Annotated in this window: 7 protein-coding genes and 1 pseudogene; 5 read left to right on the top strand and 3 right to left on the bottom strand. The window is 42.2% G+C overall.

Annotated features, from left to right (window positions below):
- Positions 1-155: 155 nt before the first annotated feature.
- The 3 genes and pseudogenes from HF966_RS00370 to HF966_RS08995 all read left to right on the top strand — a co-directional run.
- Positions 156-1,556: a KxYKxGKxW signal peptide domain-containing protein gene (locus HF966_RS00370; protein WP_168675688.1), complete on the top strand. Its 1,401-nt coding sequence runs from the start codon at positions 156-158 to the stop codon at positions 1,554-1,556.
- A gap of 9 nt (positions 1,557-1,565) precedes the next feature.
- Complete coding sequence (locus tag HF966_RS00365; protein ID WP_168675687.1) at positions 1,566-6,179, top strand: serine-rich family protein; 4,614 nt, start codon at positions 1,566-1,568, stop codon at positions 6,177-6,179.
- A 257-nt stretch (positions 6,180-6,436) separates the two neighbouring features.
- Positions 6,437-6,541 (top strand): annotated as a pseudogene (locus tag HF966_RS08995) (KxYKxGKxW signal peptide domain-containing protein); the annotation flags it as partial.
- Positions 6,542-8,238: 1,697 nt separating this feature from the next.
- Here HF966_RS08995 and HF966_RS08980 read toward each other — a convergent pair.
- Positions 8,239-10,917, bottom strand: a complete 2,679-nt coding sequence (locus HF966_RS08980; RefSeq protein WP_345719087.1) for a hypothetical protein — start codon at positions 10,915-10,917, stop codon at positions 8,239-8,241.
- 772 nt (positions 10,918-11,689) lie between these two features.
- Between HF966_RS08980 and HF966_RS08975 the strand changes: the two genes are divergently transcribed.
- Positions 11,690-11,842: an LPXTG cell wall anchor domain-containing protein gene (locus tag HF966_RS08975; protein WP_345719086.1), complete on the top strand. Its 153-nt coding sequence runs from the start codon at positions 11,690-11,692 to the stop codon at positions 11,840-11,842.
- A gap of 223 nt (positions 11,843-12,065) precedes the next feature.
- Here the strand turns inward: HF966_RS08975 and HF966_RS00355 are convergent, their stop codons facing one another.
- A complete protein-coding gene (locus HF966_RS00355) occupies positions 12,066-12,452 on the bottom strand; it encodes a helix-turn-helix transcriptional regulator (RefSeq protein WP_168675686.1) in 387 nt (128 codons plus the stop codon).
- A 3-nt stretch (positions 12,453-12,455) separates the two neighbouring features.
- Positions 12,456-13,175: a hypothetical protein gene (locus HF966_RS00350; RefSeq protein WP_168675685.1), complete on the bottom strand. Its 720-nt coding sequence runs from the start codon at positions 13,173-13,175 to the stop codon at positions 12,456-12,458.
- 394 nt (positions 13,176-13,569) lie between these two features.
- On the opposite strand from HF966_RS00350, the gene secY2 reads away from it, so the two are divergent.
- Complete coding sequence (gene secY2 / locus HF966_RS00345) at positions 13,570-14,823, top strand: accessory Sec system protein translocase subunit SecY2 (protein WP_168675684.1); 1,254 nt, start codon at positions 13,570-13,572, stop codon at positions 14,821-14,823.
- Positions 14,824-14,831 lie beyond the last annotated feature (8 nt).

Raw genomic sequence — 14,831 nt, 5'->3', positions numbered from 1 at the left:
AAAGTAAAAGTTGGGGATAAAAAGCAAAAAGCTGTGTAAAAGGTTCCATTTTGATATGTATGGACTTTTATTCGCACGCTTTAATCTCCAATATCAAAGATAATAGTGCCAATACATTCTTTGTATGAAAATCAATCTAAAAGGGGACTTAGCATATGAAAAGAAAACATAGATTATTTAAACCTGAGATCAAACAGGTGACGCGTTTCAAGATGTATAAAGATGGTAAAAATTGGATTACCGCCGGGTTATCTAGGTTTACCTTTTTAACAAAAAAGTCGGATTTGGTTGAAAAAACAACCACTACTCAAGAAAAGCAACAAGGTCACAATGGTTTGCTTAAAGGGTTAATCGGTGTTGGTGCATTACTGGGTGGTACAGTAATGACGAACAGCGATGTTTTTGCGGACACAACAGTTGCCAATGAAAAAAATGCGGCAGCGGACAATTTAGTTGATCAAAACAAGGTGACAATTCCTGCAGGATCAACCAGCACGAGCACGCAGGTAAGTGGTGCTGGGTCTGTATCAGAATCAGGCGTTACATCTGAATCTGAGGGGACGTCTACTTCGGCATCAGCAGAAACGACGGCGTCGACATCAACTGTCACGTCAGATCAAGCTACAACCAGTCAAAGTACAACAGCGTCAACAAACCAAGGTGCAACGGGCTCGAACTCAGAGGCCGCTCGTGTCGACGTGTCAACTGGGGAACGTGTGAGTTCAACATCGATGAGCGAAAGTGCTGGGGAAACGAGCCAAGTAACCAGTCAACAAGGCTCAGAGACGACCACAGTTTCAACATCAGAATCAACGAGCGAGACGCCAACAAGTTCAACGTCATTGACAGACAATGCGTTGAATTCAGCGACTGTGAATGCTGAAAACAATACGGCCAATGCAAAGGCTAACAGCTCAGTTTCAGAACCAGATTATCCAGCAAGCATGCCGCGGTCAAATGATGATAATTTATATGACTTTTGGTGGGGGGCTCTTATTGCAATGGATGATTCCGTCACCTATGACGACATATTAATATCTGTCAGACGTGATAATCCTGATGAGATTGTTATTCGCGAAAAAGATACTGACGGGAAGATATATACAAATACAGTAACTCTTGCTTATTATTCTTATTCTTCAGATGTCATTGCTGGGCTTAAATTTTACTTTACCAAAGATGGTGACCGGAATTCTGTGCGCATGCAATACACCCGAATGGATTCTGTAAAAAAAACACTTATCAATAAATATTCTTATGGTATCCGTGACTTAGGTGGCGGTGGACAGCGAAAAACTACTTTTGTACCAATACAAGTCAAACAAACTGTTAAGCTTATTGATGCTGAAACCGGTAAAATTATTGAAACCCATGAGGAAGTTGGTTGGGAAGGTGAAAGATATACATCCACATCTGGACCAGTTAGGGAAGGCTACTACATTGAAGATTTGCATAACAATGGTAGCGGAAAAATATCAGCATATGGCAAGATTGGAGCAGAATATTCGCAACGACTTAGTGATACTGCGACTGTAACTTATACTCAAATTGGTTAGGATGGTACTATGCGTGCCGTTGTTAAGTTTACTGATGGTACACCGGACCAAGTTGTAGATAAGATCGGGCCAAACGATGCTGACTATAGTACTGATTTTGTACTTTTAAATCCATATTTCCCATCATCAGATGTTGAGTATGTGTACAAGCAATTAGGGCATTTAGTGGTTAAGCAAGGCGATGGTACGGTTTATGCAAATGTACAATATGTTAATAACCCTCATGATGCGTCAAGCGCAACATACCCTTTAAATGTCATCCCAGATGGTTATAAATCAACAGTTAGTGGTCAAGACGTGACCATAGATGATATTTTAAATGGTAAAGTACCTAAAGAATTGGGACAAGATACAGTTGTAACGATTACTCCAACATCAGAGACTGCTTCAAAATCAGATTCGGCGAGTCAGTCCGTTTTGACAAGTAAGAATGTATCACAAGCGGTTTCAGCAAGCACAGACGCGTCACAAACAGTCTCGGGATCAACTGCAACATCACAAGTGGCCTCGACATCAATTGTGACATCACAGAATATTTCAGAGAGCCAAGTGACCTCAACATCGGTCGTTTCATCACAGGCTGATTCAACCTCAGTCGCCGTGTCACAAACAACCTCAGGCTCAATTGCAACGTCACAAGTGGCCTCAAAATCTGTTGTAGCATCACAGAATATTTCAGAGAGTCAAGCAACCTCAACCTCCATTGTTGCATCACAGAATACTTCTGCGAGCCAAGCAACTTCAACATCAATATCTGATTCACAAGTGGTTTCGACGTCAATCGTTACGTCACGTAATAGTTCAGAAAGTCAAGCGAAGTCAGCACATGTCTCTGAAAGTAATTCTAAGAGCTTAGTTGCGTCAAAAGCTGGTTCGCAATCTGCGTCTATTTCGCAAGTTGGTTCAATGAAGTTATCGCACTCAGTTTCTTTGAGTGACGCAATGTCATTACTACAATCACAAAACGGATCGACTAGTACTGTACTTTCTGAAGAACGTTCAAGGAATATTTCAAATGCGGCATCGTTAAGTACGGAAGTTTCAACACAGGATTCAACAAGACAATCACTGTCAATTTCAATTATTAATTCGCAGTTAACCTCAGGAAGCGTGTTAGCTTCAACATCAATTGCAGCTTCACAAACTGCCTCAACAAGTCGGGAAGTCTCAACATCAATTGCAGCTTCACGAAGTGCCTCAACGGGTCAGTCGGTCTCTACATCAATTGTAAACTCGCAAGCGGCCTCAGAATCAATTGCAACATCTCAGAGCGTTTCAACGAATCAAGCGGATTCAACATCGATTTCGGCATTACAGAGTATCTCAGCGAGTCAAGTAAATTCCGAAATTGCATCATATCAGACTTCTGTACAACACTCTGAAAGTGAAAAAATATCCGACTCTAAGAGTGCATCACAAGAAGCATCATCAAGTTTGACAGCTTCTCAAGACCAGTCAATCAGTCTGTCAGCGCTCGTCTCTCTCAGTGAGTGGGCTTCAATTTATCGCTCAGAAGTTGAGTCAGCTATGTTAGCAGGTTCTGTGCAACAGTCACAATCGGTTGCTGATTCTGAAAACGTATCACAAGTGGCATCAACGAGTTTGACAGCTTCTCAAGACCAGTCAATCAGTCTGTCAGCGCTTGTGTCGCTCAGTGAGTGGGCTTCAATCTACCGTTCGGAAGTTGAATCGGCTATGTTAGCAGGTTCTGTGCAACAATCTGAATCTGCTTCGACCAAAGATTCTCAGGTAAGCTCGGCAAGTGTTGCAGCTTCTGATTCGCGTGTATCTTCACAAGTGGCATCAACGAGTGCAGTTATTTCGCAAGCGGTTTCTGAGACAAAGTCTATTTTTGATTCCACCAGTGCTTGGGCCTCGGCTTTTAATTCGGAAACAGCCTCAACTGGTTCAAGTAATTGGTCGGGGATGACCTCTGTCAGCCAAGAAGTATCTGTTGCTGCTTCACGGGTTGCATCAGCCAGCCTTGAAAATTCTAATATGGGCTCGACTATTGCTTCAATCAGTGAAACAATTTCACAGGCCGGGTCAGCTCAAGTGTCAACGAGCGAAGTATTTTCACAGGCAACGTCAACGATTGCATCAGAGATGGCGGCGGGTTCAAAGGCAGCAAGTGAGTTAGCGTCAACGAGTGTGTCAACGTCGCAGGTAGCGTCAGCGATTGCGTCTGCAGGCGCAATCGGCTCAAAGAGTGATGCGATTTCAAAGCTCACATCCGAGATCGTGTCAGCGAGCGCGGCGGGTTCAAAGGCAGCGAGTGAATTAGCGTCAACAAGCGCCGTCATGTCACAAAGGACGTCGGGGATTGCGTCTACAATTGAATCTGCTGTTGCAAGCGTCGCAACATCAGCAATTGCGTCAGAAATGGCGGTTGCGTCAAAGGCAGCGAGTGAGTTAGCGTCAACGAGTGTGGCCAACTCACAGGCGGCGTCAGAGATTGCGTCCGCAGGCGAAACCGGCTCAAAGAGTGATGCGATTTCAAAGAGTGCATCCGAGATTGTGTCAGCGAGCGCGGCGGGTTCAAAGGCAGCGAGTGAGTTAGCGTCAAAGAGTGCTGTCATGTCACAAAGCGCGTCAGCGATGGCCTCACAGATGGCTTCAGCCCAAGCGTCAACCAGTAGATCAACTAGTGCTGTAACTTCGGCAGTCATTTCGATGAGCGAGGCTGTATCTCAGATTGAATCGGAATGGGCGTCGGCGAGTGAAATCAACTCAGGAGCTTCATCAAAAACTGCGTCAATAGTAGCATCTGTAGCAGATTCAGCCGTGGCGTCAACGAGTGTGTTAGCATCTCAGATGGTGTCAGCGAGCGAGTTGATTTCAAAGACTGGTTCAGAATGGGCGTCAACGAGTGTGTCAACGTCACAGGTCGCGTCAGAGATTGCGTCCGCAGGCGAAACCGGTTCAAAGAGTGATGCGATTTCAAAGCTTACATCTGAGCTAGTCTCAGCGAGCGCGGCTGGTTCAAAGGCAGCGAGTGAGTTAGCATCAGCCAGTGAGGCTAATTCTGTGAGTGAAGCACTTTCACAGGCAACCTCAACGATTGTTTCAGAGATTGCGGCTGGTTCAAAGGCAGCGAGTGAGTTAGCGTCAACGAGTGTGTCAACGTCACATGTCGCGTCAGAGATTGCGTCCGCAGGCGAAACCGGCTCAAAGAGTGATGCGATTTCAAAGCTCACATCCGAGATCGGGTCAGCGAGTGCGGCTGGTTCAAAGGCAGCGAGTGAGTTAGCGTCAACGAGTGTGTCAACGTCACAACGGACGTCAGAAATGGCCTCACAGATGGCTTCAGATCAAGTGTCAACTAGTAGATCAACTAGTGCTGTAACTTCGGCAGTCATTTCAATGAGTGAAACTGTTTCGCTGGTTGAATCCGGGTTAGCGTCAACGAGCGCGGTCACGTCACAACGGACGTCAGCGATTGCGTCAGAGATGGCCTCACAGTTGGCTTCAGCCCAAGCGTCAATGAGCGTCGCAACGTCAGCGATTGCGTCAGCGAGTGCGGCGGGTTCAAAGGCAGCGAGTGAGTTAGCGTCAACGAGTGTGTCAACGTCACAGGTTGCGTCAGAGTCAACAAGTGTGGCTGGATCGCAATCAAATGCAATATCACAATTGATTTCACTAAGTCAGGTTGTGTCAGAAATGACATCTGAAATTGTATCTTCAAGTCAATCAGGTTCTGCAAATGCATCAGAATTTATTTCAATGATTTCATCGAATTCGACAAGCGCATCAGAATCAACAGCTGTTTCAACGAGTGAAGCAGCATCAGAATCAAATGCGGTATCAGAAAGTGAGACAGCATCAAAGTCAGCTTCGACAAGCGCATCAGAATCAACGGCTGTTTCAACGAGTGAAGCAGCATCAGAATCAAATGCGGTATCAGAAAGTGAGACAGCATCAAAGTCAGCTTCAACAAGCGCATCAGAATCAACGGCTGTTTCAACGAGTGAAGCAGCATCAGAATCAAATGCGGTATCAGAAAGTGAGACAGCATCAAAGTCAGCTTCGACAAGCGCATCAGAATCAACGGCTGTTTCAACGAGTGAAGCAACATCAGAATCAAATGCGGTATCAGAAAGTGAGACAGCATCAAAGTCAGCTTCGACCAGCGCATCAGAATCAACGGCTGTTTCAACGAGTGAAGCAACATCAGAATCAAATGCGGTATCAGAAAGTGAGACGGCATCAAAGTCAGCTTCAACCAGCGCATCAGAATCAACGGCTGTTTCAACGAGTGAAGCAGCATCAGAATCAAATGTGGTATCAGAAAGTGAGACAGCATCAAAGTCAGCTTCGACCAGCGCATCAGAATCAACGGCTGTTTCAACGAGTGAAGTAGCATCAGAATCAAATGTGGTATCAGAAAGTGAGACAGCATCAAAGTCAGCTTTGACAAGCGCATCTGAATCAACAGCTGTAACGTCGACGAGTTCAAGTGATAGTCAATCTATCGGTTCACAAGTACCAAATCAGGTTAAAAAGGATGGTCTCTTACCTGAAACAGGTGAACACGATACAACAACTGCATTACTAGGTCTTGGCCTATTGGCAGCACCGCTTGCACTAAAGCGAAACAAAAAGAATAAAAAATCTCAAGATTAAGGCGAGAATAACGCTAAGATCGCAGTAATCTTTTGAATCTTAAACAACGCATTGTGTAATCGTGCAAAAAAGTCACCCTTCGGTAATTTAATTCTTACCGGAGGGTGACTTTTTGATGGCATGAAAATATTTTATTGTCGCGCATAAGCGCTTTTAATCGTGTGACTGAAGGCATACCTTGGGCAATAATTAGAAGATATCAGTCAATGCGGTGCTGGTAAATCAGGTAAATCAGAAACTAAGGGGAGTAATACTTTATGAAAAGAAAACACGGGTCCTATCGGCCAGAAGTCAGTCGCGTGACACGCTTTAAAATGTATAAAGACGGTAAAAATTGGATAACAGCGGGGTTATCAAGATTTACATTCTTAACAAAAAAGTCTGATATGGCAAATCAAGCAACAGAGACCAAAGAAAAAGGGCAAGCACAACATGGGCTGCTCAAAGGCTTAATTGGTGTCGGAGCGTTGCTGGGTGGCACGGTCATGACAAATAGTGATGTGTTTGCGGACACACCTGTGGCCAACGAAAAGGGTGCTGCCGCAGACAATGTGATTGATCAGAATACAGTGATGATTCCAGCAGGGTCGACCGCCTCAAGTCAGTCAGCATCAACCAGTACAGTATCAGAGTCTACAGTGACATCGACAGTTGCCACAGATAAGATTACCTCAGTAAGTGAGCACACAGCTGCATCCGAAGTGACAAAGGCATCAACGAGCTTAGCAGCCAGCGCAACACCGGGGTCAACGAGTACGAGTGCGAATGTAGGCAGTCAACAAGTAGCAGGCTCGACAAACGAATCGACATCAGAATCAGGTAACACCTCAGCTGCGAATGCTTCAAGTACAGTGCCGCAAAACACGAATGCGAGCCAAACTAATGATCAGACACGAGAAAATCCATCAATGCCAGCGTCAAACACGATAGCTAATGTAACTGATGGGAATATTATGAAGCCAGTTTATCCAGATGGCTATCCATTGTCCAATATCAAAGATGCAGTTGATTTTTTAGGAACGAATATAACTGCACCTGTTGAGATTAATGGGGCACCAAAAATTCAAAAAATTGGCAGTATTACACTTTCGATGGATCAAACACCAGGTAGTTCTCTCATATTTATGACAGAACGGTATTTTGATAATGATCATCAAATTTGGAAATCTAAAGTAACAAATTTAACTATTAGTGATGATGTGCAGACTGTTAGTACGATATTTGGATATATAGAAGTTTATATTTCGAAAAATGATACTAACATTTCAGCAGCAGTTGCTGTTATTCCAGGAGAAGATGCAGTTAGTAACCAAACTACTCTAAGCGATTATACTGGGAAAAATCAAGTAACAAATATAGATGCTATCGAGCCGATTGTAACCAATCAAACCATAACACGTATTGATCAAAATGGTAATTCATCGAGTGAAGATGTGCTAGGCTATTCTGGAACCTTATACTCGGTAAATCCAGGTGAAGTTGTTCAAGGTTATTTTAGTGAAGATGTTTATCATAATGGCAAAGGTATATTTTCACCATTTTCAAAAGTTGGAGACACGTACACAGTTAAATATGACGGCGTATCGGTAGAATATGAACTCATTAGTGAAGATGGAACAGTTCAGAGTCATATTTTACAAAATAATTCAGCCGGAACCGGGACAATGACTCGAGGAGCAAAGTTAAAACCAGGTCAAATCAGGCAAGTAACTATTTTTTCGAGCCGTGCATTTCCTACAGGTAAAATAACTTTAATTAATCCATATGGTCCAATTAGTAACGAAGTAAAATTTCAGTATAAAAAATTGGGATCATTAGTTGTTATTGGCGAAGACGGTCATATTGCTTCGGAAAAACAATATGTCAACGATGCGGGAAATTCAGAGAGTGGAAATTACCCCGATATTCCAATTGACATACCTGACGGGTATAGTTTTTACGCTGATAACAATGGGAATGATGTTAATGTACAGGATATTTTGAATGGTGGAGTTCCAGTTGACTTGGGTTCGGATACTATTGTACATGTTGTGACTAATTCAGAAGCAACCTCACACTCTCAAATGGAATCAGAAAGTGTCGCAACCTCTGAATCAGATGCAGCATCGACGAGTGTAGTTGAATCCGAATCAGATTCAGTATCAGAAAGTGTCGCAACATCTGAATCAGATGCGGCATCAACAAGTGTCGCAACATCTGAATCAGATGCGGCATCAACAAGTGTCGCAACATCTGAATCAGATTCAGCATCGACAAGTGTCGCAACATCTGAATCAGATTCAGTATCAACAAGTGTCGCAACATCCGAATCAGATTCAGTATCAACAAGTGTCGCAACATCTGAATCAGATTCAGCATCGACAAGTGTCGCAACATCCGAATCAGATGCGGCATCAACAAGTGTCGCAACATCCGAATCAGATGCGGCATCAACAAGTGTCGCAACATCCGAATCAGATTCAGTATTAGAAAGTGTCGCAACATCTGAATCAGATTCAGCATCGACAAGTGTCGCAACATCCGAATCAGATTCAGTATCAACAAGTGTCGCAACATCCGAATCAGATGCGGCATCAACAAGTGTCGCAACATCTGAATCAGATTCAGTATCAACAAGTGTCGCAACATCTGAATCAGATTCAGCATCAACAAGTGTAGTTGAATCTGAATCAGATTCAGTATCAACAAGTGTCGCAACATCTGAATCAGATTCAGTATCAACAAGTGTCGCAACATTCGAATCAGATTCAGTATCAACAAGTGTCGCAACATCCGAATCAGATGCGGCATCAACAAGTGTCGCAACATCTGAATCAGATTCAGCATCGACAAGTGTCGCAACATCTGAATCAGATTCAGCATCGACAAGTGTCGCAACATCTGAATCAGATTCAGTATCAACAAGTGTCGCAACATCTGAATCAGATTCAGTATCAACAAGTGTCGCAACATCCGAATCAGATGCAGCATCGACAAGTGTCGCAACGTCCGAATCAATTGCAGCCTCGACAAGTGTAGTTGAATCCGAATCAATAGCAGCATCGACAAGTGTAGCCACGTCTGAATCAGATTCAGTATCAACAAGTGTAGTTGAATCAGATTCAGTATCAACAAGTGTCGCAACATCCGAATCAGATGCAGCCTCGACAAGTGTCGCAACATCTGAATCAGATGCAGCCTCGACAAGTGTAGTTGAATCCGAATCGGTCTCAGCATCGACGAGTGTAGTTGAATCCGAATCAGATTCAGTATCAACAAGTGTCGCAACATCCGAATCAGATTCAGTATCAACAAGTGTCGCAACATCTGAATCAGATTCAGTATCAACAAGTGTCGCAACATCTGAATCAGATTCAGCATCAACAAGTGTCGCAACATCTGAATCAGATTCAGCATCGACAAGTGTCGCAACATCTGAATCAGATTCAGTATCAACAAGTGTCGCAACATCTGAATCAGATTCAGCATCGACAAGTGTCGCAACATCTGAATCAGATTCAGCATCGACAAGTGTCGCAACATCTGAATCAGATTCAGTATCAACAAGTGTAGTTGAATCTGAATCAGATTCAGCATCGACAAGTGTCGCAACATCCGAATCAGATGCGGCATCAACAAGTGTCGCAACATCCGAATCAGATTCAGCATCGACAAGTGTCGCAACATCCGAATCAGATTCAGTATCAACAAGTGTCGCAACGTCCGAATCAATTGCGGCATCGACAAGTGTCGCAACCTCTGAATCAGATTCAGTATCAACAAGTGTCGCAACCTCTGAATCAGATTCAGTATCAACAAGTGTAGTTGAATCCGAATCGGTCTCAGCATCGACGAGTGTAGTTGAATCCGAATCAGATTCAGTATCAACAAGTGTAGTTGAATCCGAATCAATTGCAGCATCGACAAGTGTCGTAACATCCGAATCAGATTCAGTATCAACAAGTGTCGCAACATCTGAATCAGATTCAGCCTCGACAAGTGTCGCAACATCTGAATCAGATTCAGCATCAACAAGTGTCGCAACCTCTGAATCAGATGCGGCATCAACAAGTGTCACAACCTCTGAATCAGATTCAGCCTCGACAAGTGTCGCAACATCTGAATCAGATTCAGTATCAACAAGTGTAGTTGAATCTGAATCAGATTCAGCCTCGACAAGTGTCGCAACATCCGAATCAGATGCAGCCTCGACGAGTGTAGCAACGTCCGAATCAATTGCGGCCTCGACAAGTGTAGCCACGTCTGAATCAGATGCAGCATCGACAAGTGTAGTTGAATCCGAATCAATTGCGGCCTCGACGAGTGTAGCAACGTCTGAATCAAATTCAGTATCGACAAGTGTCGCAACATCTGAATCAGATTCAGTATCAACAAGTGTAGTTGAATCCGAATCAATTGCAGCATCGACAAGTATCGCAACATCTGAATCAGATTCAGTATCAACAAGTGTCGCAACATCTGAATCAGATTCAGCATCGACAAGTGTCGCAACATCCGAATCAGATGCGGCATCAACAAGTGTAGTTGAATCAGATTCAGTATCAACAAGTGTCGCAACATCCGAATCAGATTCAGTATCAACAAGTGTCGCAACATCCGAATCAGATGCAGCCTCGACGAGTGTAGCAACGTCCGAATCAATTGCGGCCTCGACAAGTGTAGCAACGTCTGAATCAGATGCAGCATCGACAAGTGTAGCAACGTCCGAATCAATTGCAGCATCGACAAGTGTAGCCACGTCTGAATCAGATTCAGTATCAACAAGTGTAGTTGAATCCGAATCAGATTCAGCCTCGACAAGTGTAGTTGAATCCGAATCAATTGCAGCCTCGACAAGTGTCGCAACCTCTGAATCAGATGCAGCCTCGACAAGTGTAGTTGAATCCGAATCAATTGCGGCCTCGACGAGTGTAGCAACGTCTGAATCAAATTCAGTATCGACAAGTGTCGCAACCTCTGAATCAGATTCAGTATCAACAAGTGTCGCAACCTCTGAATCAGATTCAGTATCAACAAGTGTAGTTGAATCCGAATCGGTCTCAGCATCGACGAGTGTAGTTGAATCCGAATCAGATTCAGTATCAACAAGTGTAGTTGAATCCGAATCAATTGCGGCCTCGACAAGTGTCGCAACGTCCGAATCAATTGCAGCCTCGACAAGTGTCGCAACCTCTGAATCAGATGCAGCCTCGACAAGTGTAGTTGAATCCGAATCAATTGCGGCCTCGACAAGTGTAGCAACGTCCGAATCAATTGCAGCCTCGACAAGTGTAGCAACGTCCGAATCAGATTCAGTATCAACAAGTGTAGTTGAATCCGAATCAATTGCAGCCTCGACAAGTGTAGCAACATCCGAATCAATTGCAGCCTCGACAAGTGTAGCAACGTCTGAATCAGATGCAGCCTCGACAAGTGTAGCAACGTCCGAATCAATTGCGGCCTCGACGAGTGTAGCAACGTCTGAATCAGTTATCAGCTCAACAACTCATGATTCGACAATTATCACTAATGTGGGTGGTTCACAAAAACTTTCAAAGGTGAATGAATCGTCAATTTTGCCTCAAACTGGTGAAAAGAGCGTCACGACCACCGCTTTATTGGGGTTAGGACTCTTAATGTCTCCACTAGTGTTGAAGAAAAGTAAGAAGAATAAGAAGTTATAGTCCACTTAAAAAAACGTAGAAATTACAGTCGTGATTTCTACGTGTACATAGCAGATTTTCATTGAAGATCACTAAACATACCAAATCGAGTAATCATTTATAGGTCAATAAGGTAAAAACTGAATGTCGACGTGGGTTCTACATGATACCAGTTCGAACTTGGAGAACAGTGTTTTCAATAAAAGAGCAAGCATTTTATACAAATGCTTGCTCTTTTATTCCTTTATTGACTAGCTGTGAGGCTGAGAAAGTTATTTCTAAAATAGTTTGGTGTCATACCGGTAATGTTTTTAAAAGTTTTTATAAAATAACTTGGTGTTGAGAATGCTAGATGGCTGGCAATTTCTGGGATAGCCGCATCAGAAATGACTAATATTTCTTTTGCGCGGTCAATTTTTGCGCTGCGAATAAATTGTGTAATGGTTACACCAAACTCGGCTTTAAATGCGGGGTTAAGATTTTTCTTTGACGTGTGAACCGCTTCGGCGATGTCTGCTAATAAAATATTATCGCAAATATGTTCATTAATATAAGATTTAATGCGTGTTGCTAGCGGTAAAAAGTTGTTAATACGATAGGATTGAATTGTTTTAAAATAAAACCACGCCAAGCCTCAAAGGGTGCCAATGAAATCAGGGAATTGTTTGGCATGTTCGATTTCAGTTACTAAGTCTTTCTGAAGTTTAAATGCTTGGTCGATAGGGTAGCCCCATTGATCAATAGCGCGTGTCAAAATTGCGATATATGAAACAATAAAGTCTTTTTTTTGACGGAATGAAATATCTTGCGTGCTGAGTACGTTGAAAAAATTAATGCGTGGTAATTTTTCAAGCGCAGCGATTAAATCTTCCTTATTTGAATAAACAATTGCTTTTAAAATTTCAGTTTCGACATTATAGTACGATGTGCAATCTGGTGTTAAAGGTTGCTGGTCATCAAATTCTTTACTTAGCGTACTGTTGTGAATAAAGACGTCTGATTTTGGTGCCATTTCTCCTGTATATAAGCGATAAATAATTTCCGAAATTTGTGTCAATTTGGTCATTACATTAATTAAGTTGAGCTGTTTTTTTGAGAAGTCAGTTTGGTTGAAGTCAAATAAAAAACAAACAGCAGAGGTTTCGGATACTTTAATCGATAAAAGATGACCTGTTGTGAATGTAAATGACTGATAGATTTGATCTGGATACTTTCCAAATTTCGGAATAAGTTTTTTTACTAGTTCAAATTGTGCGTTTGAACTGACATTAAGGGGCGAAATCTCTCTACTCTTAATATTATATAGATACGATTGTGCGTTTAATGTGTGTGCAAAATTCTCTAAATCTTTCATATTGACCTCTGTATCATTCTCCTAAAATGTGATATTTATCACTTGATAAATAACAAAAACATTATAGTATACATACGTATAATTTTTCAAGTGTTTTGATTGTTCGTCAGTCTGCACGACTTATTTTTAAGATTAGGTCGCTATTTTGTTATCAAACGTCCTAATTTAGTATGAATCTAATTTTTGATTGATTAATAATAGAACGTGTCAATCCGAGCGTGGTTAATAATGGGTTACATTTTTTAAGTATTTATACTCAGAAAATTATCTCTGCAATCGTTTGCTTTGGTAGCGTTTATTTAATATTCGCAGTGAGTTTGACACAAAAATAATTCTCAAAATAAACTGCGTTGCTTAAAAGTATAGGTGGGTTTTGAAATTTTTAGGAGAACGTATGAGATTAAGACGTGACACAAAGGTCATTGGGAAAAAGGGACTTTGGACAATATTGGTTCTGGTAGTTTTCGTTACTGGTCGCCATATTTTAGTCCCTGGTGTTAATGTTGATCAGGTGCTAAAGTTCAGTAACAATCAATACATGTTGCAATTTGTCAGTGGCACGACAGGTGGTGATTTAAGTACGCTGTCCTTGTTTTCTTTGGGCTTGGCGCCATGGATGTCAGCTTTAATTATTTGGCGTGTTTTGCAATTATTTAAAAGATTGGAGCTGGATAAAATTACGACAACACGGGCCTATGTGTTGAAAATGCTACTCGCATTATTACTGGCCGTCATTCAAAGTTTATCCATTGCGTTTACAATTTCTCTGGACCAAAGTGGCAAGGTCACGGGATTTTCCGGTGTTTATGAAGCATTAGAAGTCGCGTTTATCATGGTAGCGGGTAGTGTATTATTGATTTGGCTATCGAACATGAATGATATTTACGGGCTAGGTGGGCCGTCAGTCTTAATTTTGGCCGGTATGTTAATCAAAATACCAAAAAATGTTTTGGAATATCTGAATCCGATATTTCAATCTGGCATGTGGGTAACAGGGTTAATGACAATTGTAACTGCGATTGCCGGTGTTGCGATATTAACTCGAATTGCACTTGTTATGCAATTGTCAGAATATCGGATCGCAATTAAAAATGTATTGAATAGTAGTGATTTTTATCAAAATACTTATTTACCGCTACTCGTCAATCCAGCCGGTGGGATGCCGTTGATGTATAGCATGACAATCATGACCTTGCCACAATATATTTTTCAACTCCTTGCGGTTTTTTGGCCAGACAATCAAGTAATTTTGTATCTTATTTCTAATCTAACGTTGTCAAGCGCATTAGGCATCACTTTCTATGTCTTTATATTATTTATTTTGACAATTGGATTCGCATTTGTGAATGTCGATCCGGATCAAATGAGTGAGACGTTGCAGCAAAATGGGGACTATATCGTTGGCGTTGATCCAGGGGTGTCGACAAAAAATTTTCTCACAAAGAAAATTTTTTCACTAGCAACCGTCGGTGCTGTTTATCTGGAATTATTTGCAGGCATCCCACTTTATCTCGGGCTAATTGATGAGAGTTACACGAATATTGTGATGAGTACAAGTATGGTTTTAATTGTCGTTGGAATGACCATTACGGTCAATGATCAGGTGCAAGCACTTTGGTCGAAAAACAAATATAGCGCACTTTTGTAAAAGGAACA

This window comes from Leuconostoc holzapfelii, assembly GCF_012396485.1.
In the GTDB taxonomy this organism is placed as follows: domain Bacteria; phylum Bacillota; class Bacilli; order Lactobacillales; family Lactobacillaceae; genus Leuconostoc; species Leuconostoc holzapfelii.
The sequence above is the reverse complement of the archived record's forward strand: the minus strand, read 5'-3'. Positions and strand labels throughout refer to the sequence as shown.

Bases quoted from the DNA above. Each gene is read 5' to 3' on its own strand.
- HF966_RS00350 (WP_168675685.1), bottom strand. From the start codon at position 13,175: ATGAAAGATTTAGAGAATTTTGCACACACATTAAACGCACAATCGTAT.
- HF966_RS00365 (WP_168675687.1), top strand. From the start codon at position 1,566: ATGCGTGCCGTTGTTAAGTTTACTGATGGTACACCGGACCAAGTTGTA.
- HF966_RS00370 (WP_168675688.1), top strand. From the start codon at position 156: ATGAAAAGAAAACATAGATTATTTAAACCTGAGATCAAACAGGTGACG.
- secY2 (WP_168675684.1), top strand. From the start codon at position 13,570: ATGAGATTAAGACGTGACACAAAGGTCATTGGGAAAAAGGGACTTTGG.